The following is a 20,543-nucleotide window of genomic DNA, read 5'->3' on the forward strand; positions in this document are numbered from 1 at the left end:
CATCAGGGGATTCCTCAGTGCATTGTATTAAAGAGAGCCAACGTTCAAAAAACAATAGCCGTTTTGTTAACCATCAGAAAACACAGTCTCCAGCCATTCAATAAATACTTTTACCCGTGAAGCATGCTGCCTATTACGCGGGTACAAAATAGATACCGGAGAAGGAGTGGATGGATAATTTTCAAGTATTGAAGTCAGCATACCGTTTTTTATATCGGATTGAACATGGTAACGGGGAACCTGGATAATACCTAAGCCAAGTCTCGCTGCCGCCACTAATGTTTCCGCAGCGTTTACAGTGAGTGACACTTTTAGAGAAACAGTTTTAACCGTCTTTTCAAGCCTAAACTCCAGCGGCATTGCCACGCTGCTCCCTGTTGCCCGGAAGCCTACCATTTTATGGGTTTTGAGATCACTTATATCATGTGGGGTACCAAATGATTTCAGATACTCAGGAGAAGCCACTGTAACCTCTTCCAATAACGCAATTTTTTTGGCCACTAAGTCTTCTGATTTCGGTGTTCCAACCCGGATGACACAATCAATACCCTCACGAATAACGTCTGAAAATCGGTCCCCCTCACTCATATACAGGTCAATATCTGGGTATGCACATAAAAACTGGGGGAGTTTAGGCATTAAAAAGTGGCGAGCCAGCGTGCCATGTACATCGACCCGTAAAACGCCTTTGGGCTTTATGCCTGAAAACACGGTTTCTGCATCTTCCACGTCCTGGATTATCGATAAGCACCGTCGGTAAAATGCATCGCCATCTATGGTTGGGATGACTTGTCGGGTTGTGCGCTCAAGTAAAACAACACCAATTCTTTTTTCAAGCCTCTTAACAACATCCGTGACTGTCGAACGGGCAATATTCAAATCTTCAGCAGCTGCGGTAAAGCTCTGCCTCTCCAAAACCCGCGTAAACACGCGCATTGCATCGATTCTGTCCATAATTGTTCATATTTTTCGGATAGTGATTCCGAATTGTAGCTAATTATTAGAAATATTAAGAATGATATTTTCTCAGTCGCTCTAGTGAACAACCAATTCTGAGGAATAGTGATGAAAGATTTTAATCAAGTGGCTTTAATTACCGGTGCGTCACGAGGCATTGGTGCCAGTATCGCAAAGCGCTTGGCACGTGATGGTTTTGCAGTTGTAGTGAATTATGCCGGCAGTGAAATCGCTGCAAGAGAAGTCGTCGCGCAAATTACAAAAGTTGGTGGCCGGGCAATTGCTTACCAGGCTGATGTATCTGATGCCGCTTTGGTGAGTGCCATGTTCGACCATGTGGAATCCACATGGGGGAATGTTGATGTGTTAGTGAATAACGCCGGGATCATGGAACTTCAACCTCTTGCCAAAGCGGATACGCAACATGTCGATAGGCAAATTGATATTAACCTCAAGGGAACAATCAACACACTGCGAGAGGCTTCAGTACGACTGAACAATGGTGGACGTGTGATCAACTTATCGACCAGTGTTGTCGGTCTCAAGCTTGAGAATTATGGTGTTTACGCCGCAACAAAGGCGGCGGTAGAAACACTCACAGCGATCATGGCCAAAGAGATGCAAGGTAAAAATATTACGGTCAACGCGATTGCTCCGGGACCGACAGCAACTGAACTGTTTTTAAACGGAAAAACGCACGAGTTGATAGGCCGTATGGCCAAAATGAATCCGCTTGAGAGACTTGGTACACCAAATGATATTGCATCGGTAGTGTCGTTCCTCGCAAGTACAGATGGGGGATGGGTTAATGGTCAAGTATTGCGTGCCAATGGCGGCGTCATTTAAGGGGTGAACGATGTCAAAAAAATCATGTTGGTTACTGGTTCATCTAGTGGATTTGGGCATATGACGTTTGAACCTGCCGAAGCCTTTACACCAGAGCAGAGGCCATAAAATATTTAGTGTAAATGGCTGTTGCTCATCACCATACACGGTTACCGTACATGCCCATGAACCGTGTCATGGCTGGCTTCCGGTCCCTTAGAGGCATTGTCCACTTTTTCGCTATCTGGTGTAACGCCAGATACAGCAACTTCATTACCGCCTCATCATTCGGGAATGACCGTCTGGATTACGGGAATTGCCGATGTTTTTATCAGTGACATCATGTTTGGCATAGCCATTGGCTACGGGCATGAACAGCCTGTGGCCAATGGCTTGCAACGTGTCCATAAAAGCGGTGTAAACCCGGAGCAAAGCGGGGGATGGCTAACACATTACTGCACTAAATTTCCATTCTGGGGCGTTGTCGGTTATTTTATGTTTGCACGGTTTATGCATATCCTCCTGACCCGAGGCGGCATACGTTTAACAAAATGCATTTAATATATTGATAATGAATAGGAAAATAGATTTATGAGCAGTTTACCACCTTGTCCAAAATGTAATTCCGAATATACATATGAAGATGGTGTAATGCTAGTGTGCCCAGAATGTGGTCATGAGTGGTCTCTCAATGCTGAAGAACACGTTGAAGAAGAGGCCAGTGTAAAAGATGCCAACGGCGCCGTACTGAATGATGGTGATACGGTAACCGTGATTAAGGATCTGAAGATAAAGGGGTCTTCACTTGTGGTGAAAGTGGGTACCAAGGTGAAAAATATCCGTCTGGTGGATGGCGATCATAATATCGATTGCAAAATTGCCGGTATTGGCGCCATGCAGCTTAAATCAGAGTTTGTCAAAAAAGTCTAAAAACCCTTAAGCATGTTGTTATCCGGTGTGACGCAATCAACCGGGTAACAAGGTGCCCGTTTGGTCAGCCCCCAATTCAATCCGTTTAATTGGCGGCTGATACCCGGTAATGCCCATCACGCCAATGCTGTCGCTTGTTCTCGCGGTAAGTGCCCGTAGTCACAAGTGCGGCTAAATATTCAGCTCAAGTTGCTGTTCATGCTGCCCGTGTAACGTCTCAACGCCCGCGCTTAACCCGGCGGCAATCCCCACAAGACGAATGCCCCGCCCCTGTGCCCGCTGTAGTGCCTGGGTTAACAATGAGCTGAGCAGATAGGGGGATAAAGCTGTTGCCCGGCTTTCAATGGTGGTCTGGCGAAAATCGGCAAATTTCAATTTAACCACCAGCTTGCCTATCTGGCGTCCGGCAGCGTAGCGTTGCAACCTGCTTGCCAGTTCCTTGATTAAGCCTTGCAGCACCTGCCAGCACTGTTCCTGGGTGAAAATGTCCTGTGCAAGTGTGGTTTCCACTCCCACGGATTTACGCACCCGATGAGGATTTAATGCCCGTTCATCAATGCCAAATGCCCGTTGGTACAATGCATGGCCGAATTTGCCAAATTGCGCCACCAGCTGATGCTCGGGAAAGCGCTGCACATCTTTGCAGGTATAGAGTTGCCATTGAGCCAAACGGGCGGCGGTTACTTTGCCCACACCGGGTATTTTATGCAGTGGCAACGAGGCCACAAAGGATGGCAGGGTCTCTGGCGTTACCACAAACTGGCCGTTGGGCTTGTTGATGTCCGAGGCCACTTTTGCCAAAAATTTTACCGGTGCCACGCCTGCCGAGGCCGTCAAGCCGGTTTGCTGCAGTATATCGGCCCGAATGGCGCTGGCGATACGGGTAGCGGAGCCCTGAAACAAGGCACAATCCGAGACGTCCAGAAACGCTTCATCTAATGATAACGGTTCAATCACCGCGCTATATTGCAGGAAAATCTCGCGAATTTGCTGGGATATGGCTTTATATTCCGCCATCCGCCCTGGCCGCAGTATAAGGTTAGGACACAGTTTCAAGGCATAAGCGGTGGCCATGGCGGAATGGATGCCGAATTTTCTGGCTTCATAATTACAGGTGCTGATCACGCCGCGACGTTCACGACTGCCCCCCACCGCCAGGGGTTTTCCCCGATATTGAGGAAAGTCACGCATTTCTACGGCGGCATAAAAGCAGTCCATGTCGATGTGAATGATTTTCTTCATGCCATGATTTGGTAACCCATCATACAAATACTGTATAAACAAACAGTATCAAAGTAAAGCCATAAAAAAAGGGAGCCAAGCTCCCCTCTTTAATAAACGATAAGCCACCGCGTTAACTGGTACGGAATTGATTGATGTTACTGGTCAATGCCCGGCTCACGGTGCGAAAGGCCCGCATCTGTTCCACCAGCGCCTCACTGGCAGTAAGGGTTTCATCAGAATGCTCGCGCACCTCTTCAATGTTGTGGGCAACCTCTTCGGCCACGACGGCCTGCTGCCCGATAGCGGATGTGATTTCAGCGGTTTGCTGCTGAATGTCATTAATGGCACTGGTGATTTCATCCAGTACCGCTTCCACTTGTACGGTCAGTGTCCGGCCGTTTTCGGCTTGTGTTACACCTGCCTCCATCACCTGCTCTGCCTGTTGCGCCTGGGTTTGCAGGGTTTGGATGATATCCTGAATGTTGCTGGTGGAGTCTTGTGTACGGGAAGCCAAGGTGCGCACCTCATCGGCCACGACCGCAAAACCACGCCCCTGTTCACCGGCTCTGGCCGCCTCAATGGCGGCATTGAGGGCCAGCAGGTTGGTTTGTTCCGCAATGGCACGGATAACACTCAGCACCTCACCAATCTCTTCTGAGCTGCTTTTAAGCTGCCGAATAACGCCGGCAGCAGAGTGCACCTGTTCAGACAAGGAATGCATGCCGTTTGCCGCCTGTTGCACGGTACTTACACCTGCCAGTGCCTGTTGATGGGCGGCATCGGCAGAATCTGCCGTGCGCTGCGCCCCGGCTGCCATCTCCTGGCTGGTATGGGCCATTTCGGTGGCAGCGGTGGCAACGGAGGCAATTTGCTGTTTTTGCGCCCTGACGGAGCTGAGTGATTGCTCGCACACCGCCACGGAATCATCCACGCCTTTGTCCACTTCATCGGTAAGCTGCCGGGTTTCTTTGAGCATGCCCTCCACTTTGGCGGCAAATTTGTTAAAGGCGGCGCTCAGGCGCCCCAATTCATCTTCGCGTTTCATCTCAATACGCCGTGACAAGTCGCCTTCGCCATCGGCAATATCTTCCAGCGCATGCAGCAATTCCCTCAAATGGCGGCGAAACGGTTGCAGTACCACGGTAACAACCAGCCCCACCAACAAAATAATGCCAATGGATAACAGGGTGGTTTGCCAGACTTTTTGCTTAACCGGCGCCTGGAATACGCCATCTGGCAGCATAAAGCCCAGATACCAGCGCACTTGGGGATAATCGCTGCTGATGCTGACAAAACTGACATGTTGCAATTGCCCCTGATACATCACTTCGGCAATACCGCGTCCCCGTGCCTGAATTTGCTGTTTGAGCGCGGCAAAACCGCTGTTATCGCCCGGTTGGGCATCCACTTGGGCAATGTCACTGCCCGGCATGAAAGACTGAGTAAACCCGGGAAAATACACCAGTTTGCCTTGCTCGGTCATCAGAAAGGCTTGCCCTTCTCCCTGGTATTTAATGGGGGATAACAGGTGTTTGCCTATGGTATCGATAAGAATGTCCATGCCGCCAATCCCAACCAGTTGGCCGGCGGGGTTTTTAACCACGGTTTTCACCGTGGCCGACACGGTACCATCGTTGGCATCCACGGCAGGGTCGGCAACAAACAAGCCGTTTTTATTAATGGACTCCTGCCACCAGGGGCGTTTGTTGGTGTAATAATCGGGGTCATCCTCATAACGGCCATTGAGATCGAAATATTCAAAGGTATGGGCCGAGCCTAAAAACACCGACTTTATGTCTTTGTTGCGTTCAGAGAAAAAGCGGAAATACTTCACCAGTGCCTGATATTGCTCGTCCTGGCTCAGATCGGCTCCTCGTTGCTGGTAACCATCAAACCAGTTAACCACCCAGGGGTTGGCAAAAATGGTGTGGATAATCTGCCCTTTGGCATAAAAATAGTTGCCAATTTCCTGGGCTTTCAATTCCAGCATGGCAGCAATATCGTTATCGATACGCACACGGGTTGAATCACTGTCGGTTTTCACCATAAAAGCGGCAATGGTGGTGAGCAAAATGGCCAACGCGCCGGCAATGGCCACAACCAACTGACGGCTTAATGAACGTTTGATCTGTAACATCAGGGTTCCTGTTCTTGCTTTTGTTATTGAGGAACGCACAATGTATCAAAAGCTACAGCTTACGTTTAGTTAAAATTTACGTAACAAGGTGTTTAAATTCTTATAAATGTAAAAAATAACGCCATCTGAATATCCTAACGTTAGTTATTCTGCACAAATGTGGCACAAATGCCCTGCAAGTGCGGATATGCCATGGTTCTGCAATAAATTTGCTTAACGGCACACGGGAATATTCAAAGGAAATAAAGTAGCAAAACCTTCAGTTTGGTAGGGAAATAACATAAAAGCGGTTTTCTGGGCATTGTTAAGGGTTAATACAAGCTAAAGCCTTATGCCAAATGCTCCGGCTTCAGGAAGCATGACAGTTTGCCTTAATCTCAATACAGATGTTATGCGAGAGTGGTGCCCCATGGCGCTGCACCATGCAAACAGCAGTGCCAAGCTGGATGCCAAACAACAATGCCCGCAACAATGCGGGCATGGATGCAAGATGGATAGCCAACTTACATTTTGGACTGCAGGTAATTTGCCAACCCTATCTGCTTTATCAGCCCCAGCTGTTTTTCCAGCCAGTACATGTGATCGTCTTCCGTATCTACCAGCAACTCTTCAAGCAGTTCCCGGGTGGGGTAATCATTAAGCTGCTCACACAGGGCAATGCCCTTGCGCAGTGAATCTGCCACTTTGTACTCATACTGCAAATCGTTATGCAGCATCTGGGCAACATCGGCCCCGATGGTTAACGGCTCACGACTTGCCACATCAGGCTTGCCTTCAAGAAACAAGATGCGGGCAATGAGTTTGGCCGCATGGCCGCGTTCATCCAGAGATTCATGATTAATGCGCTCATACAGTTCATTAAGCCCCCAGTCTTCGTACATGTGGGCATGCACGAAATACTGATCCATGGAGGAGAGCTCCCCTGTAAGCTGCTTGTTGAGCATTTCAATAATTTGCGGATGTCCTTTCATGACATAAACCTCTTATTCTTCATTCAGTTGAGATTGCAGATAGTTCTGAATTCCGGTGAGACGGATAAGTTCAAACTGGGCTTCCAGCCAATCCAGGTGTTCCTCTTCATCTTCCAGCAAGTCTTCCAGAAGATCCCGGCTAACGTAATCCTGTTCAGCTTCACACAATGCCACCGACGTCCGTAACAGCTGTAATTGGGCTTCCAGCATGCGTTTGTCACAGATCAGCATCTCTTCGCTGTGTTCACCTATTTGCAATTTTTCCAGCTGTTGCAGGTTGGGCAAGCCTTCCAGAAACAGTACCCGTTCAATCAATTTGTCGGCATGTTTCATGTCCTGGATGGATTTTTTGTAGCTGCGCTGATTGAGTCCTTCCAGTCCCCAGTTTTTAAACATTCTGGCATGCAGGAAATATTGATTGATGGCGGTAAGCTCGCAGGTCAGCACCTTGTTGAGCGCTGAAACAACATTGGGTTGGCCTTTCATAACGCAGTTCCTTGTGTAAGGTTTGATCTATATCAATACACAAGCCTAACCGTTGCGTTAGGAAATAGCAAATTATGCTTTTATTTCATAAGGTTAATAAAGATAAGCATTCTTATTATTACTTATGGGATAAAGATGAAATGGCGTAGGATAGCCCGATACCGCCACTGGGGGGGGGAAAGCACATCAACAATAGCCAGGCACGGCTTCCACCATGGGCTTTTTGGCATACCAAGCGCGAGTATTGAGGTTATTGATGCGCAGCACGTGCATGCGGTCATTGTGTGCTCTTGCAAAAGCCATACAATCACCAGTGACATAGCCTTATGCGGCTACGGATATGCTGCGCATGTGGGAAGTGATAATGTTAAATGATGCGGTGCTGGGCCAGGCGTTCCTGCCGCGCCGCTTCTTTTGCTTCTCTGGCTTTGCGCCGATCGCAGGGTTCATCACAATCACAGGCTTTTTCAATGCCCAGTGCCCCCAATCCGCCACAACTGCCCTGAACGGCTTTGCGCTTAATCAGATAGCCGACAGACATCAACAGGAAAAACACCAACAGAAACAGAAAAGCGGCTATGAATGTACTCATCTCATCGTTCCTTTTGTTTTAAGTCACCTTTTTGCGTTTAGCATGGTAAGTAAAACACTCACTCACACCAACGTAAAGCGGTTACTGCAATGTGCCCTTTGGAAAACAACGTCCTATGGAAGGCCTATCATCAATGGTCATGGTAAGGATGTTGCCCGGCAAAAGGGCGCGCTTTAACACCAATAACGCTAAAGCCCCGGCACTGCCAATGCCGCGCCGGGGCTTTGTGGCTTAGCCGCCGAAATCATCCAGCAGGATGTTTTCATCCTCTACGCCAAGGTCTTTCAACATGGCGATAACGGCAGCGTTCATCACTGGCGGGCCACACATGTAGAACTCACAGTCTTCCGGTGCCTCGTGGTGCTTCAGATAGTTTTCATACAATACGTTATGAATGAAGCCGGTGTAGCCGTCCCAGTCATCTTCAGGCTGGGGATCCGACAGGGCCACATACCAGTTAAAGTTGTCGTTTTCTTTAGCCAGCATGTCAAAGTCTTCCACGTAAAACATTTCACGCTTCGAACGGGCACCATACCAGAAGCTCATCTTGCGCTTGGTTTTCAGGCGCTTGAGCTGATCAAAGATATGGGATCTCATAGGAGCCATGCCTGCACCGCCACCGATGAAGACCATTTCTGCATCAGTGTCTTTGGCAAAGAACTCACCAAAGGGACCGGAAATCGTCACTTTATCGCCGGGTTTCAGGCTCCAGATATAGGAAGACATCTTACCGCATGGCAGGCTCAGGTTACGTGGCGGCGGTGTGGCAATACGCACGTTCAGCATCACGATGCCAAACTCTTCCGGATAGTTTGCCATGGAGTAAGCGCGGATCACCGGCTCGTCCACCTTTGAGTCCAGATTGAAGAAACCAAAGTGTTCCCAGTCCTTGCGGTACTTTTCAGGAATATCAAAATCCTTGTAGTACACATGATGTGCCGGGGCTTCAATCTGAATATAACCCCCCGCCCGGAATGGCACTGACTCGCCATCGGGAATGGCCAGCTTGAGCTCCTTGATGAAGGTGGCCTTGTTGTTGTTGGAAACCACGGTGCATTCCCATTTTTTGATACCAAAAATGGATTCGTCCAGTTCGATTTCCATGTCAGATTTTACATTCACCTGACAAGACAAACGGCAACCTTCACGTGCTTCACCCTTGCTGATATGGTTCAGCTCAGTGGGCAAAATGTCGCCGCCACCCGATGTTACTTTGACCCGGCACTGACCGCAGGAGCCACCGCCACCACAGGCAGACGAGACGAAAATGCCGTTATCTGCCAGTGCTCCCAGCAGTTTGCCGCCAGCCGGGGTTTTAATGGCTTTGTCCGGGTCGCCATTAATTGCAATTGTGATATCACCGCTGGATACCAGTTTGGATTTGGCAAACAAAATCACCAACACCAACACCAGTACAATGGCGGTGAACATACTCACACCGAGGTAAACCTCCAGTGGAGTGGACTTAAAAATACCAAGAATATCCATTCACTTATCCTTAGAAGGTCCGATTCAGGAAGCCACTGGTCGCATCACAGCGACACCCCAGAGAACGACATGAAACCCAAAGCCATCAGGCCGGCAGTCAGGAAGGTGATCCCCAAGCCGCGCAAACCCGCTGGCACATCCGCATATTTGAGTTTCTCACGGATACCCGCCATCAAGACAATGGCCAGTGCCCAGCCCATACCTGAACCGAAACCAAATACAGCACTTTCACCCAAGGTGTAATCACGCTCCACCATAAAGGAAACCGCCCCGAAGATGGCACAGTTTACGGTGATCAACGGCAGGAAAATCCCCAATGCGTTGTACAGTGGCGGGAAATACTTATCCAGTGTCATTTCCAGGATTTGTACCAGCGCCGCAATGACCCCGATGAAGGTGATAAATTTCAGGAAGCTCAGATCAGCATCCGGGAACCCTGCCCACGCCAGTGCACCCGGCGCCAGCAAGCCCTGATAAATGATCTGGTTCACGGGCACAGAGATGGTCATGACCACCACCACTGCAATCCCCAGCCCCATGGCGGTTTTCACTTTTTTGGAAACCGCCAGGAAAGTACACATCCCCAAGAAGAAGGACAGTGCCATGTTTTCGATAAAAATCGAACGGATCAATAAACTCAGATAGTGTTCCATCATGCTTATCCTTTCGCTTCAACCTGTTCGGGTTTGTAAGTACGGATCACCCAAATCAGCAAACCAATGAGGAAGAAGGCGCTTGGGGGCAGCAGCAGCAAGCCGTTAGGCTGATACCAGCCGCCATCGGAGATTTTCTCCAGGATCTGAACACCAAACAGGGAACCGTTGCCGAGCAACTCACGGAAGAAGCCCACGGTTAACAGCACCAGCCCGTAGCCCAAACCGTTACCGATACCATCCATGAAACTCATCAGTGGCGGTGACTTCATGGCATAGGCTTCGGCGCGTCCCATCACGATACAGTTGGTAATAATCAATCCCACAAACACTGACAACTGCTTGGACACGTTATAGGCATAAGCCTGCAGTAACTGGTCCACCACAATTACCAAGGAGGCGATAATGGTCATCTGTACGATAATGCGCACGCTGCTGGGAATGTGATTGCGGATCAACGAGATGAACAGGTTGGAAAACGCGGTTACGGCAGTAAGCGCAATGGCCATCACCACAGCGGTTTCCAGCTTGCTGGTGACCGCCAGCGCACTACAGACCCCCAGCACTTGCAGTGCAATCGGGTTGTTATTGAGGATAGGTCCGGTAAGAACCTGTCTCAGCTCTTTGGTATCAGCCATTAGTTCAATCCTCCATTGCGGGCGTTTTCAATGAAGTGGGCAAAACCCTCGTTACCCAACCAGAACACCAGGGTGTGCTGCACCCCATTACTGGTCAGTGTGGCACCTGACAGCGCATCCACACCGTAATCAGAGGCCGCTACGGCAGGGTTTTTGGTTACCTGAATTGCAATGTTACCCTGTTCGTCAAACAGCTTTTTGCCGTTCCACTTCACTTTCCATTTCGGATTCTGCACCTCACCACCGAGCCCTGGGGTTTCCCCCTGGTCGTAATACACCAGGTTCTGCACGGTGTTCATATCCGGCTCTACCGCCAAAAACGCATACATGGTGGACCACAGGCCATAGCCATGTACGGGCAGAATGACGCTGGTAAGGGCTCCGGCATCATCACGCACCAGATATACCACGGCATTTTTGGCCACGCGTTTTACCGACGCCACATCATGTTCGGGAACAAATGAGGTACCCGTGTCACGGGCGGCTTTTTTCTGGTCATAGGTATCGCCGTCAATCTCCGGCACTACAGCGCCGGTTTTCAGGTCAATCACCTTGGCAGCCACATACTTTTTATAGGTGTTGAGAATGTCTTTCTTGTTGAGCTGCGCGCTTGGGTCAATCAACCCGGCCGCCTCAAGAATGTATTTCTGCTTATCCAACAGCTTGTTTTCCTGCTGGGTAGGCTTGAGCAATACGGCAGCGGTGGACACGCAAATAGAGCAGACCAGACACAAGCCGACAACTATGGACAAAGTCCTGGCAAATGAATCTTTATTCTTAGCCACGAGCAATCCTCCGCTTGATATTTGCCTGTACCACAAAATGGTCAAACAAGGGTGCAAACAGGTTGGCAAACAGAATGGCCAGCATCATCCCTTCAGGGAAGGCAGGGTTAATGACCCGGATGAACACCGCCATGGCGCCAATGAGAATGCCATAAGACCATTTGGCTTTATTGGTGAAAGAAGCCGATACCGGATCGGTGGCCATGAACATCATGCCGAACGCGAAACCGCCCAAGACCAGATGCCAGTACCAAGGCATGGCAAACATCGGGTTGGTGTCTGACCCCAGCATGTTCAGCAGTGACGAGACTCCAATCATCCCCACCAGTACCCCGGCCACAATGCGCCAAGAGGCAATACGGGTATAAATGATCACCAAACCGCCGATTAAAATCGCCAGAGTGGAGACTTCACCGGTAGAGCCGGGAATAAATCCGAAGAACGCATCCCACCAACTCTGATCAAAAGCGTATTCCAGCTTGCCGGCAGCCGCCTGGCTCAAGGCAGTGGCGCCAGAGTAACCGTCGGCAATCACCCAGTTGGTGTCACCGGACATGTTCAGCGGGTAAGCGAAGAACAAAAATGCCCGTCCAGCCAGTGCCGGGTTAAGGAAGTTGCGCCCGGTACCGCCAAACACCTCTTTTGCCACAACCACGCCAAAGGTAATCCCCAGGGCAACCATCCATAACGGAATGGTAGGTGGCAAAATCAGCGCGAATAAAATGGACGTCACAAAGAAGCCTTCGTTCACTTCATGCCCGCGCACGGAGGCAAACAGCACTTCCCAAATTCCCCCCACGGCAAACGTCACCGCATAGATGGGCAGGAAGAAACAGGCGCCGTACCACATCAGGGTACTCCAGCCGGCACTGGTGGTTAACTCAGCGCCAAATAACTGGAACAAGCCCACCTGCCAGACGTCCGGCGTGCCGTGTCCGGCAATCAGCGCCAACTGCGCCTGCAAGCCGATGTTGTACATGCCCACAAACATGGCGGGGAACGTACAGGCCCACACGGTGATCATCATGCGTTTCAGATCCAGGTTGTCGCGCACATGGGTCCGGCCCTTGTTCACCTTGCCTGGCGTGTAAAAAATGGTCGCTGCCGCTTCGTAAAGGGCATACCATTTTTCGTATTTACCGCCTTTTTCAAACTGCGGTTCAATACGCTCGAGAAAATCTTTCAAGCTCATATGCCTTCCCTCTCAATGGTCTCCAGGCAATCACGCAGATAGGAGCCATAGTCATACTTACCGGGGCAAACAAAAGTGCAGAGCGCCAGATCTTCTTCATCCAGCTCCAGCGCACCCAGTGCCATGGCACCATCGCTATCGCCAGACACCAGGTCCCGCAACAGCATGGTAGGCAGAATATCCAGAGGCATCACCCGTTCATAATTGCCAATCGGCACCATGGCCCGCTCGGAGCCGCCGGTACTGGTGGTCATGTTGAACAGCCTGGAAGGCGTCAGGTGCCCCAGGAATGCCCGGGTAATGGAGAACTTGTTGCTGCCGGGCATGACCCAACCGAAAAATTCTTTCTCGGTTCCCTCTTCTACCAGAGAGAGCTGTAATGAATAGCGCCCCAAATAGGCATGAGGCCCTACGGCGGTTTCGCCGTTCAGGACCGAGCCGGAAATGACCCGTACCTGACCATCCGCCTTTTCATTGGCCAACAGCTCATCGGTACTTGCCCCCAAGACAGTACGGATAAGGCGTGGTGATTTGGCTTTAGGGCCGCCAACCGCCACCACCCGCTGGCAATAAAGCTCACCGGTGGTAAACAGTTGCCCCATGGCAATCACGTCCTGATAGCCAATGTGCCAAACCGTGCGCTTGGACGATGCCGGCATCAGGAAATGGATATGGGTGCCTGGCAGCCCCGCAGGATGCGGGCCGGCAAACTCTTCCACTTGGGCATTGGCCGCCGGCATATCCGCCCCAGGCGCTTTGCACAAAAACACCTTGCCGGCGAGCTTGGACAGCAGTTTCAGGCCTGTGGCAAACGCGTCTTTATGTTCGGCAATAATGACCTGGGGATCCGCAGCCAAAGGCTGGGTATCGATGGCGGTAACAAAAATGGCGGCAGCAGTAGTGTCTACTGCGGGAACCTTACTGAAAGGCCGGGTGCGAAATGCCGTCCACAAACCTGACTCAATCAGGTTTTCCCGGACTTTTCCGGCATCAAGGGAGTCGATAGCGGCGGCGTCGTACTTGGCAAAAGAGACGGATTCGTTCCCTTCCACTTCGATCACGACCGACTGCAAAACGCGTCTGGCGCCGCGGTTGATGTCTGCAACAGTGCCACTGGCAAAAGCGGTATATTTGACGCCGGGGTTCTTTTTGTCTTCAAACAGAACCTGGCCTTTCGCTACTTTATCGCCCACCTTGATCTTCATCGTTGGACGTAAGCCAATATACTCTTCACCCAATGTAGCAACGTGTTTAATGGCTGGGCCATCATGGATAACTTGCTTTGGTTTACCTGCAAGAGGTAAGTCCAATCCTTTCTTGATTGTAATCATATCCACATGCACTACGGTTGAAGGAAAGACAATGCGCCGCGTTCCTGCCAATCCAGGGCATCACACAACAAATATGCCAAGCATTGAGTTAGCGCAGATTTATCTCAGAAATGCGATCGCAATCACGTTGTTCGGCGGGCATTCTACCCCAATTGAAACGCCATAGCCACGAAAATTGTAGTATTTTTGTGGTCTCTGAAATTCCTAAAAAGCTAAATTAAACAACAAATTTGTATCTTTTTATCAACAACAAGCCCAAAAGGCCCACTGCAGTGGTGTTGATAAATCATATTTTTCTAAAAAAAAGAATTTTTTTGTGATACCGGTCAAGACAAAAAATAAACTTGCAGCAGATCACACTTTTCCACCAGCAAGCATGTTTACGTGGTTCATCCCCGCGGTTTTTCCTGCCGGCATCATCCCTGAACAACCCGTCCAGTACACCGTAATGTCATTGGTATTACCATTCCACTTTAGTCAGTTATGCCGCGATTTCGCACGCAGCCATCCAAAATGACAATAAAAAACGGCATAAAGCCACGCTTTATGCCGTTCGCTGCCACAGGAGCGATGCAAAAAACTTCAGTGTTTACCGGGCACGGAACAACACTTAAAGGGTTTTCAGAATGTCATCGCCGAGTTTCAGCTCATCATTGTGATTCACCCGAATACCGGAGGTGATAACCGCTTGTGCAATCTGCTGCGCCTCATCCAGTGAGTGCATGGTAAAGGTACCGCACTGATACCGGTTCAGCTCCGGAATGTCGTCCTGGCTTTTTACCTGCAGCACATCCTGCATGGCTGCCAGCCAGGCATTGGCTACAAGTTGCTCATCCGGAGTGCCAATCAGGCTCATGTAAAAACCGGTACGACAACCCATGGGAGAAATGTCAATAATCTCCACGCCGTTTCCGTTGAGGTGATCCCGCATGAAACCGGCAAACAGGTGCTCCAGCGTGTGGATGCCCCGTTCGCTCAAAATGGCTTTGTTGGGCACACAAAAGCGCAAATCGAATACGGTGATGTCATCCCCTTTTGGGGTGCTCATCTGTTTGGCCACCCGTACGGCAGGCGCCTCCATGCGGGTGTGATCCACGGTAAAACTGTCTAACAATGGCATAACTGCCTCCCTAATCAATACATTGAGCAATCGTTAACAGTGCCAAGGCAACTGTCATGCGCTAGCCATACGCTAATGGTTAACCCCGGCACTTGGGTGAATCCGGCACGGCTACCTGTGCCTGCCACTCTTGGGGCGTATAGGTGTGCATGGACAAGGCATGAACGCCATTCGCCAGTTCATGGGCCAGGGCTTCATTCACCTGACGATGGCGGGCCAATAGCCGTTGGCCGTCAAAGGCCTGGCTGACAATGACCACTTTGAAATGGGTTTCTGAGTTGGGTGGCACGTGGTGGTTATGGCTTTCATTGACAACCTCGAGATGCTCCGGTAGCAATGCGGCCTGTAATTTCTGTTGGATGGTTTCAGCAACTGACATGACTCTTTCCCCGACGGGTGTAAACTGGCGGCAGGTTACTTGCTCAGCCACCAAAGATCAATCGCCGCCACAGGGCATGGCGGTTTTAATGGGAATGAAACCCGGGCTGTAGCAGGCGAAAAGTAAAATTCACCCGGGGAGATTTCACCTTAAGGCGTTTGGGCAAGGCGTGCTGCCAATGCTGTTGCATGGGCCAGCGCATCAACAGCAAATCGCCAGACGCCAATAACAGCGTGAGTTTCTCCCCCGTGCGCCGATGCCGGATGACAAAATCCCGCGCGGCGCCCAAGGTGATGGAGGCAATGTCGCTGCAGGGCTGGATTTCCGCTTCATTGTCGCTGTGCCAGCCCATGCATTCCTGGCCGTTGGCATAATGGTTAACCAACACCCCATTGCTGCTAAATTGCCAGTCCCGCCACAATTTTTGCCGCAATCGCGCAACATATTTGGGCCAAGGCTGGGCCCGGACCAATAATCCCGAATAAAGATAATCGCAGCCATCATCAGCAAACCAGACCTGACGCCGGGGAATGGGATGGGATTGACCAAAAACCGTTACTTGCGGTTGCCGCAGCGGATAGTGCCGGGCCTCATGCCATAACGCCTGTTGCTGCGCCTTGTTGAGGTAATCCCTCACCAACAGCATGGGCGGACTGTCAAAGGGGGTACCGTGCAAACCGTTGTCAAAACCGTGCATTCGCTGATTGTCCCTTATGGTGCGGTTTTATCTTGCCATCCGTTCGATATTGGCAAATATAAAAGCCCCGCAGTGGATGAGTGTCGCTATTGGCGCAGGCTTTTGCGATAATTCGCCACAAAATTTTCAAGCCCCTATCCCGTTATGATGACTCAGTTTGCCGTTGCCGACCAGTTACTGACACTGCAGCGTTTTCCGGCCCAACAACACAACAATCTGCAAGCTTGGGATGCCGCTGATGAACATCTGTTGCAAAAGCTCGGTGAACAACCGCTTCCCGCTGCAATGATGCTGCTTAATGACAGTTTTGGCGCACTGCTTTGCGGCATCAAGGCCAGACACCCCGAGTTACCCTGTCAGTGGGTATCGGATGCGGCCACCGCCCGTTATGGCGCCCAACAAAATCTGCTGCAAAATCGCTTGTCAGCGCATGACGTTCATTGGCTGCAGCAACCTGCCGCCCCGCTCATGCCCACGCAGCTAACCCTGATGAAGCTGCCGAAAAACCTTAACTATTTTGCCTGGCAGCTAACACGGCTTGCCCGGGAGTTGCCCAAAGGCAGCCAGATATGGATTGGGGCCAAGGCCAAGGTGATTAATCAGTCGCTGCTGCAACTGATAGGGCGCCATTTTGGCCCGGCCACTGCCAGCCTTGCCTGGAAGAACACCCGGGTGATCACCGCCGTTGCCGACGGCAAGCCCCGTACTGAGCCCAAACCACAACAATGGCCGGTAGCGGAATACGCGCTGCAACTGCGCAATCTGAGTAACGTGTTTGCCGCCAACAAACTGGATATCGGTGCCCGCTTGATGTTGCAGCATCTGCCTGTGGGGCAGTTTCAGCAGGTGATTGACCTTGGCTGCGGCAATGGCATTTTGGGATTGAGGGCCGGGCAACTGTATCCCAAGGCTCATGTGCATTTTGTGGATGATTCGGCCCAGGCGGTAGCCTCCGCCCGGCAAAACTGGCAGCAAAATGGCCTGGTGGCAGCACAGGGACATTTTTATTGGGATGACTGCCTGACCCATCTGCCACCTGACGTGAGTGCAGATCTCATTTTATGCAATCCGCCGTTTCATCAGGGAGAAGCCATTACGGATCATATCGCCTGGCAGATGTTCAGTGATGCCCGTCAGCGGCTACGGCGCGGCGGACTGCTGCAGGTGGTGGGCAACCGCCATTTGGGCTATCACGTCAAGCTCAAGCGCCTGTTTGGCAACTGCCAAACGGTGGCCAGCAACCAGAAATTCGTGATTTTGCAGGCACGTAAGGCTTGATGCCAGCGTTGCCATCCGCGCTTCTCTCATCGCCTGGCCGGCAAGGAAGCGCGGATGGCACCCGCTTAAAAATCGCACTGCTGCATCTGATAATCAAAACGGCCACCCGCATCCAGACATTCATCCACCGCCAGAAACGTTGCCGCATACTGCAGGCCAAACCAGGTAACCCCAATCACTAGCGCCCAACACATCACGCCCACCAGCCACACCAATGCGCGGTTGGCCGCAAGGGCGGGACAAAGCCTGTTGCAAATGCGCTGGCCCGTGTTCACGACCCACGATGTTATCACACTCATCACCCCCCCCTTTTTTATCCATCTGCCTATCCGGCTGTACGCCAGTTGTCACCCAAGGCATGAATCCTTAGTCATCACTGATGTCGGCAGAGGCGCCCGCCCCCTGACGCAGGACGCTCAGCCCCATGAACACAGCAAACAAGCCACTTAGCAAAAACATCAAGTTCCAGCCCAAATGCCACTTACCCGCCAACATGCCGGTAAACTGCTGCAGCAATGCCGCCCGGTTAATGCCCACATAGGCCAACAACAGCACCACCAGCGCCACACAAAAATAGATCACCACACCGGTAGCCAGTTTTTCCTGCCGCGGGCGAGACCAGTTAAGTGATGCCAGCCCCATGCCCATGATGGGCATTAACAGCAAGCTCCATATGGCCAGATAATTGAGCCCGGCAGGCAAGCTACCGGCAAAAGTAAACAGGGGGTAAATAACGTTATAAAAGAGCCCTAGCCCGATAAAACGCAGCAAATACTCAAGCATTACCGGGAGCGGGGATGGAATGTCCAACTCCAGTTCTCGTCGCTCGGCAAGGGATTGCGCCAACGCATGGTGAGCCGTGGGCAAAATGGCCATCACCCCCAAAGCGCCGAAGGCCATTAACAACGGCACGAAATATTTGTAAGCTCCCATGCTCGACAGCTGGTTCCCTACGGCAAAATAGTTCATCTGCTCTGCCAAAGGCCCATAGGCCAGGGTTACAAACCAACGGGTCATGTCCCCGAATGGCAGCATGTCCGCCCCCAGCACAAAGTGACTCATTGGCCAATAAATCATCGAAAAAGTGGCTGATGCCAATATGGGCAAGGCAAACAGGGTGAAGCAGATCAGCAAGGGGTAAACATTTAACCCCATTAAGATCAGCGGCAGTAAAAAGAGCGCCCAGGCCGGATTGGTAAACGTGAAAAGTGGCCGCGCCAGCGCCTCCTCGGTAAAAAACAGATAACCGCCCTTAATGATGACGACTAACCAGATCACTGCGAAGATGATAGCAATACCGTGAATCAAAGGGTTCCGCTCATCTTCTTCAATTGTTTTAAACACGTAAAATCCCCTTTGCCTTGATAGTGTTGCGCCTGCCGGTCACCAGTAGTGCCACCGCCACAATGCCCAGTGCGCCCAGAGCGACAAGTATGTTCAGTAGCGGTTTTATTGGCATTTACAGCTGAAAATCATCCGTTAAGACAGCATCCGCATCAAAAGGCAGAAAATGGTTATAAATGACTGCAAAACAGCGCTGCCAAGTGTACTTGTGCAGGCCTTTCAAGAAAAGTAAAAATGGAAAAATATCAATAATAATCTGATGGATAGATGAAAAATCAAGATAATGGATGGTATCAATCAGGTGATTTTTGGCAAGCACACAAAAAAACGGTAGCCAACCCCCACTTTCATTCATCCCTTGCGGCCGCATGGCGTTTAGCGCTATGCACTTGTTTCATGGTTCTGGTTCTAGTTCCGGTTCATGGCGCTGGCAGATGCGGCGCCCTTTCAGGGGAAAGGCGCGCCGGTTTCATCATGCGCCGCAACTGAGCTGCAACCATGGCGCTGCGGCGCCCACTCATCATCACTCATAACTCATAACTCATAACTCATCACCACTTTGCACCCGCACCGGACTTGCCCCGACGCCAAGCCAATAACAGCAAGCCTGCCAGTGCCAATACCGACACGCTGCCGCCACTTACGGTGATGGCGGCGCCATCAGTGTCATAGCCGTCCCGGTCCTGACTTTGCAGCGGCAAGGCATACAGGCTGTTGAGTTCATCACTGCTGACGGTTGCCACAATATCGTTGTAGCCCACCTCATACAGATCGATAAGCACATCGTAATGATCGGTGGGATAGCCGCTTTGCAGGGCGGTACTCACCTGATAGCTGTCGTAAGTGCTGTTTCCCTGCAGGTAAAACACCTCCGTGGAATAAAAATGCATCCAGTCGCCACCATTACGGCTCAGGTATAATTCCGCATAAACAGGCACGCTGGCAGCGGCACTGGCACCATAGACATCGGCATCAATATTCACCGAAAAACTGTGATAAAAACCGTCGTAATTGTTGTCATCCAAAAGATACGTGGTCACATCGTAAAAACTGAACTGATGGTAATAACTGTGAGCCGTGGGGGAGGCAATCCGCAGGGAGGGTTTAATCATCCCATCAGGGCTGTTGGCAGCGGTTTTTTCCGCTATCACCTGCTCGCGGGTTTTGAGCAGGTTCTGCACCCGCCCTCCCTGCTGCAATTGTTTTGCAGCGGCTTGCCGCAACTGCGTTTCATCGGCATTGCGGGTCAAGGGGGCTTCCACCGACTTGCTGGTGGCACCGTACCCGACGCCGCTCCATAACAGCAGCAACGCCAAGGGAATAATCCGGCACAGCTTAACCGGGATGAGTTTATACATGGTAGTGTTATACATCTGCATCGCCTCTTCTGGCACAAGTCTTGTTGCCATTAAAGCGAGCGCTCCATGAACACAAGATGAATGAAAACCTTCAGCGTCTGTTCATCTTAACCGGGGATAATTTTGATACCCCACCACCACAAGGATGAATGCCGTTA

At 50.9% G+C, this 20,543-nt stretch carries 23 protein-coding genes and 1 pseudogene; 4 read left to right on the forward strand and 20 right to left on the reverse strand.

The window, feature by feature from the left end; all coding sequences use genetic code 11:
• Positions 1-66: 66 nt before the first annotated feature.
• Positions 67-954 (reverse strand): LysR family transcriptional regulator, encoded by an 888-nt coding sequence (locus tag ACIDEJ_RS10730; protein ID WP_411988070.1) that lies wholly within the window; start codon positions 952-954, stop codon positions 67-69.
• A 111-nt stretch (positions 955-1,065) separates the two neighbouring features.
• On the opposite strand from ACIDEJ_RS10730, the gene ACIDEJ_RS10735 reads away from it, so the two are divergent.
• Complete coding sequence (locus ACIDEJ_RS10735) at positions 1,066-1,803, forward strand: SDR family oxidoreductase (RefSeq protein ID WP_411988071.1); 738 nt, start codon at positions 1,066-1,068, stop codon at positions 1,801-1,803.
• 136 nt (positions 1,804-1,939) lie between these two features.
• Here the strand turns inward: ACIDEJ_RS10735 and ACIDEJ_RS10740 are convergent.
• Positions 1,940-2,089 (reverse strand): annotated as a pseudogene (locus tag ACIDEJ_RS10740) (IS256 family transposase); the annotation flags it as partial.
• Here ACIDEJ_RS10740 and ACIDEJ_RS10745 point away from each other — a divergent pair.
• Both ACIDEJ_RS10745 and ACIDEJ_RS10750 read left to right on the forward strand, forming a co-directional pair.
• Positions 2,077-2,343, forward strand: coding sequence for a hypothetical protein (locus tag ACIDEJ_RS10745; protein ID WP_411988072.1), 267 nt, complete (start codon positions 2,077-2,079; stop codon positions 2,341-2,343). The pseudogene ACIDEJ_RS10740 and the gene ACIDEJ_RS10745 overlap by 13 nt on opposite strands.
• Before the next feature lie 30 nt (positions 2,344-2,373).
• Positions 2,374-2,712 (forward strand): zinc ribbon domain-containing protein YjdM, encoded by a 339-nt coding sequence (locus ACIDEJ_RS10750; RefSeq protein ID WP_411988073.1) that lies wholly within the window; start codon positions 2,374-2,376, stop codon positions 2,710-2,712.
• Positions 2,713-2,883: 171 nt separating this feature from the next.
• Here ACIDEJ_RS10750 and dinB read toward each other — a convergent pair whose 3' ends face one another.
• The 14 genes from dinB to ACIDEJ_RS10820 all read right to left on the reverse strand — a co-directional run bounded on the left by dinB (position 2,884) and on the right by ACIDEJ_RS10820 (position 16,405).
• Complete coding sequence (gene dinB, locus ACIDEJ_RS10755) at positions 2,884-3,954, reverse strand: DNA polymerase IV (RefSeq protein WP_411988074.1); 1,071 nt, start codon at positions 3,952-3,954, stop codon at positions 2,884-2,886.
• 112 nt (positions 3,955-4,066) lie between these two features.
• Complete coding sequence (locus ACIDEJ_RS10760) at positions 4,067-6,073, reverse strand: methyl-accepting chemotaxis protein (protein ID WP_411988075.1); 2,007 nt, start codon at positions 6,071-6,073, stop codon at positions 4,067-4,069.
• 503 nt (positions 6,074-6,576) lie between these two features.
• Complete coding sequence (gene bfr / locus ACIDEJ_RS10765; protein ID WP_411988076.1) at positions 6,577-7,044, reverse strand: bacterioferritin; 468 nt, start codon at positions 7,042-7,044, stop codon at positions 6,577-6,579.
• Between the two features lie 12 nt (positions 7,045-7,056).
• A complete protein-coding gene (gene bfr / locus ACIDEJ_RS10770) occupies positions 7,057-7,530 on the reverse strand; it encodes a bacterioferritin (RefSeq protein ID WP_411988077.1) in 474 nt (157 codons plus the stop codon).
• 367 nt (positions 7,531-7,897) lie between these two features.
• Positions 7,898-8,122: a (Na+)-NQR maturation NqrM gene (gene nqrM, locus ACIDEJ_RS10775; RefSeq protein WP_411988078.1), complete on the reverse strand. Its 225-nt coding sequence runs from the start codon at positions 8,120-8,122 to the stop codon at positions 7,898-7,900.
• Positions 8,123-8,353: 231 nt separating this feature from the next.
• Entirely contained in the window at positions 8,354-9,610 is a 1,257-nt protein-coding gene (nqrF, locus tag ACIDEJ_RS10780; protein WP_411988079.1) for an NADH:ubiquinone reductase (Na(+)-transporting) subunit F, read from the reverse strand.
• Positions 9,611-9,654: 44 nt separating this feature from the next.
• Positions 9,655-10,263, reverse strand: coding sequence for an NADH:ubiquinone reductase (Na(+)-transporting) subunit E (nqrE, locus tag ACIDEJ_RS10785; RefSeq protein WP_411988171.1), 609 nt, complete (start codon positions 10,261-10,263; stop codon positions 9,655-9,657).
• Positions 10,264-10,268: 5 nt separating this feature from the next.
• Positions 10,269-10,901, reverse strand: coding sequence for an NADH:ubiquinone reductase (Na(+)-transporting) subunit D (locus ACIDEJ_RS10790; RefSeq protein ID WP_411988080.1), 633 nt, complete (start codon positions 10,899-10,901; stop codon positions 10,269-10,271).
• Positions 10,901-11,686 (reverse strand): Na(+)-translocating NADH-quinone reductase subunit C, encoded by a 786-nt coding sequence (locus ACIDEJ_RS10795; protein WP_411988081.1) that lies wholly within the window; start codon positions 11,684-11,686, stop codon positions 10,901-10,903. The genes ACIDEJ_RS10790 and ACIDEJ_RS10795 overlap by 1 nt, the downstream gene beginning before the upstream one ends.
• Entirely contained in the window at positions 11,679-12,878 is a 1,200-nt protein-coding gene (locus ACIDEJ_RS10800; RefSeq protein WP_411988082.1) for an NADH:ubiquinone reductase (Na(+)-transporting) subunit B, read from the reverse strand. Before ACIDEJ_RS10800 ends, ACIDEJ_RS10795 begins: the two co-directional genes overlap by 8 nt.
• On the reverse strand, positions 12,875-14,209 hold the full coding sequence (locus tag ACIDEJ_RS10805; protein WP_411988083.1) for a Na(+)-translocating NADH-quinone reductase subunit A: 1,335 nt from the start codon (positions 14,207-14,209) through the stop codon (positions 12,875-12,877). The genes ACIDEJ_RS10800 and ACIDEJ_RS10805 overlap by 4 nt, the downstream gene beginning before the upstream one ends.
• A 610-nt stretch (positions 14,210-14,819) precedes the next feature.
• The gene (gene luxS / locus ACIDEJ_RS10810) at positions 14,820-15,329 is read right to left on the reverse strand and encodes an S-ribosylhomocysteine lyase (protein WP_411988084.1); all 510 of its coding nucleotides are present in this window, start codon (positions 15,327-15,329) and stop codon (positions 14,820-14,822) included.
• Positions 15,330-15,408: 79 nt separating this feature from the next.
• The gene (locus tag ACIDEJ_RS10815; RefSeq protein ID WP_411988085.1) at positions 15,409-15,708 is read right to left on the reverse strand and encodes a BolA family protein; all 300 of its coding nucleotides are present in this window, start codon (positions 15,706-15,708) and stop codon (positions 15,409-15,411) included.
• 85 nt (positions 15,709-15,793) lie between these two features.
• A complete protein-coding gene (locus tag ACIDEJ_RS10820) occupies positions 15,794-16,405 on the reverse strand; it encodes an alpha-ketoglutarate-dependent dioxygenase AlkB family protein (protein ID WP_411988086.1) in 612 nt (203 codons plus the stop codon).
• A gap of 144 nt (positions 16,406-16,549) precedes the next feature.
• Between ACIDEJ_RS10820 and ACIDEJ_RS10825 the strand changes: the two genes are divergently transcribed.
• On the forward strand, positions 16,550-17,683 hold the full coding sequence (locus ACIDEJ_RS10825; protein ID WP_411988087.1) for a methyltransferase: 1,134 nt from the start codon (positions 16,550-16,552) through the stop codon (positions 17,681-17,683).
• A gap of 65 nt (positions 17,684-17,748) precedes the next feature.
• On the opposite strand, the gene ACIDEJ_RS10830 is transcribed toward ACIDEJ_RS10825, so the two are convergent.
• The 4 genes from ACIDEJ_RS10830 to ACIDEJ_RS10845 all read right to left on the reverse strand — a co-directional run bounded on the left by ACIDEJ_RS10830 (position 17,749) and on the right by ACIDEJ_RS10845 (position 20,436).
• Positions 17,749-17,982 carry a hypothetical protein gene (locus ACIDEJ_RS10830; RefSeq protein ID WP_411988088.1) on the reverse strand — a complete coding sequence of 78 codons (234 nt, stop codon included), beginning with the start codon at positions 17,980-17,982 and terminating at the stop codon, positions 17,749-17,751.
• Positions 17,983-18,049: 67 nt separating this feature from the next.
• A complete protein-coding gene (locus ACIDEJ_RS10835; protein ID WP_411988089.1) occupies positions 18,050-19,027 on the reverse strand; it encodes a hypothetical protein in 978 nt (325 codons plus the stop codon).
• 115 nt (positions 19,028-19,142) lie between these two features.
• On the reverse strand, positions 19,143-19,382 hold the full coding sequence (locus tag ACIDEJ_RS10840; RefSeq protein ID WP_411988090.1) for a hypothetical protein: 240 nt from the start codon (positions 19,380-19,382) through the stop codon (positions 19,143-19,145).
• A 196-nt stretch (positions 19,383-19,578) separates the two neighbouring features.
• Positions 19,579-20,436 carry a choice-of-anchor H family protein gene (locus ACIDEJ_RS10845; protein ID WP_411988091.1) on the reverse strand — a complete coding sequence of 286 codons (858 nt, stop codon included), beginning with the start codon at positions 20,434-20,436 and terminating at the stop codon, positions 19,579-19,581.
• Positions 20,437-20,543: the final 107 nt, after the last annotated feature.

The organism is Shewanella mytili (assembly GCF_046765975.1).
In the GTDB taxonomy this organism is placed as follows: domain Bacteria; phylum Pseudomonadota; class Gammaproteobacteria; order Enterobacterales; family Shewanellaceae; genus Shewanella; species Shewanella mytili.

What these genes read in the sequence shown, in the direction of transcription:
- ACIDEJ_RS10750 (WP_411988073.1), top strand. Translation starts at nt 2,374, where the DNA reads ATGAGCAGTTTACCACCTTGTCCAAAATGTAATTCCGAATATACATAT.
- nqrF (WP_411988079.1), bottom strand. Translation starts at nt 9,610, where the DNA reads ATGGATATTCTTGGTATTTTTAAGTCCACTCCACTGGAGGTTTACCTC.
- ACIDEJ_RS10815 (WP_411988085.1), bottom strand. Translation starts at nt 15,708, where the DNA reads ATGTCAGTTGCTGAAACCATCCAACAGAAATTACAGGCCGCATTGCTA.
- ACIDEJ_RS10830 (WP_411988088.1), bottom strand. Translation starts at nt 17,982, where the DNA reads ATGAGTGTGATAACATCGTGGGTCGTGAACACGGGCCAGCGCATTTGC.
- bfr (WP_411988076.1), bottom strand. Translation starts at nt 7,044, where the DNA reads ATGAAAGGACATCCGCAAATTATTGAAATGCTCAACAAGCAGCTTACA.
- ACIDEJ_RS10790 (WP_411988080.1), bottom strand. Translation starts at nt 10,901, where the DNA reads ATGGCTGATACCAAAGAGCTGAGACAGGTTCTTACCGGACCTATCCTC.
- ACIDEJ_RS10840 (WP_411988090.1), bottom strand. Translation starts at nt 19,382, where the DNA reads ATGAATGAAAGTGGGGGTTGGCTACCGTTTTTTTGTGTGCTTGCCAAA.
- ACIDEJ_RS10805 (WP_411988083.1), bottom strand. Translation starts at nt 14,209, where the DNA reads ATGATTACAATCAAGAAAGGATTGGACTTACCTCTTGCAGGTAAACCA.
- ACIDEJ_RS10760 (WP_411988075.1), bottom strand. Translation starts at nt 6,073, where the DNA reads ATGTTACAGATCAAACGTTCATTAAGCCGTCAGTTGGTTGTGGCCATT.
- ACIDEJ_RS10745 (WP_411988072.1), top strand. Translation starts at nt 2,077, where the DNA reads ATGACCGTCTGGATTACGGGAATTGCCGATGTTTTTATCAGTGACATC.
- nqrM (WP_411988078.1), bottom strand. Translation starts at nt 8,122, where the DNA reads ATGAGTACATTCATAGCCGCTTTTCTGTTTCTGTTGGTGTTTTTCCTG.
- ACIDEJ_RS10845 (WP_411988091.1), bottom strand. Translation starts at nt 20,436, where the DNA reads ATGGCAACAAGACTTGTGCCAGAAGAGGCGATGCAGATGTATAACACT.
- ACIDEJ_RS10825 (WP_411988087.1), top strand. Translation starts at nt 16,550, where the DNA reads ATGATGACTCAGTTTGCCGTTGCCGACCAGTTACTGACACTGCAGCGT.
- ACIDEJ_RS10800 (WP_411988082.1), bottom strand. Translation starts at nt 12,878, where the DNA reads ATGAGCTTGAAAGATTTTCTCGAGCGTATTGAACCGCAGTTTGAAAAA.
- dinB (WP_411988074.1), bottom strand. Translation starts at nt 3,954, where the DNA reads ATGAAGAAAATCATTCACATCGACATGGACTGCTTTTATGCCGCCGTA.
- luxS (WP_411988084.1), bottom strand. Translation starts at nt 15,329, where the DNA reads ATGCCATTGTTAGACAGTTTTACCGTGGATCACACCCGCATGGAGGCG.
- ACIDEJ_RS10735 (WP_411988071.1), top strand. Translation starts at nt 1,066, where the DNA reads ATGAAAGATTTTAATCAAGTGGCTTTAATTACCGGTGCGTCACGAGGC.
- bfr (WP_411988077.1), bottom strand. Translation starts at nt 7,530, where the DNA reads ATGAAAGGCCAACCCAATGTTGTTTCAGCGCTCAACAAGGTGCTGACC.
- ACIDEJ_RS10820 (WP_411988086.1), bottom strand. Translation starts at nt 16,405, where the DNA reads ATGCACGGTTTTGACAACGGTTTGCACGGTACCCCCTTTGACAGTCCG.
- ACIDEJ_RS10730 (WP_411988070.1), bottom strand. Translation starts at nt 954, where the DNA reads ATGGACAGAATCGATGCAATGCGCGTGTTTACGCGGGTTTTGGAGAGG.
- nqrE (WP_411988171.1), bottom strand. Translation starts at nt 10,263, where the DNA reads ATGGAACACTATCTGAGTTTATTGATCCGTTCGATTTTTATCGAAAAC.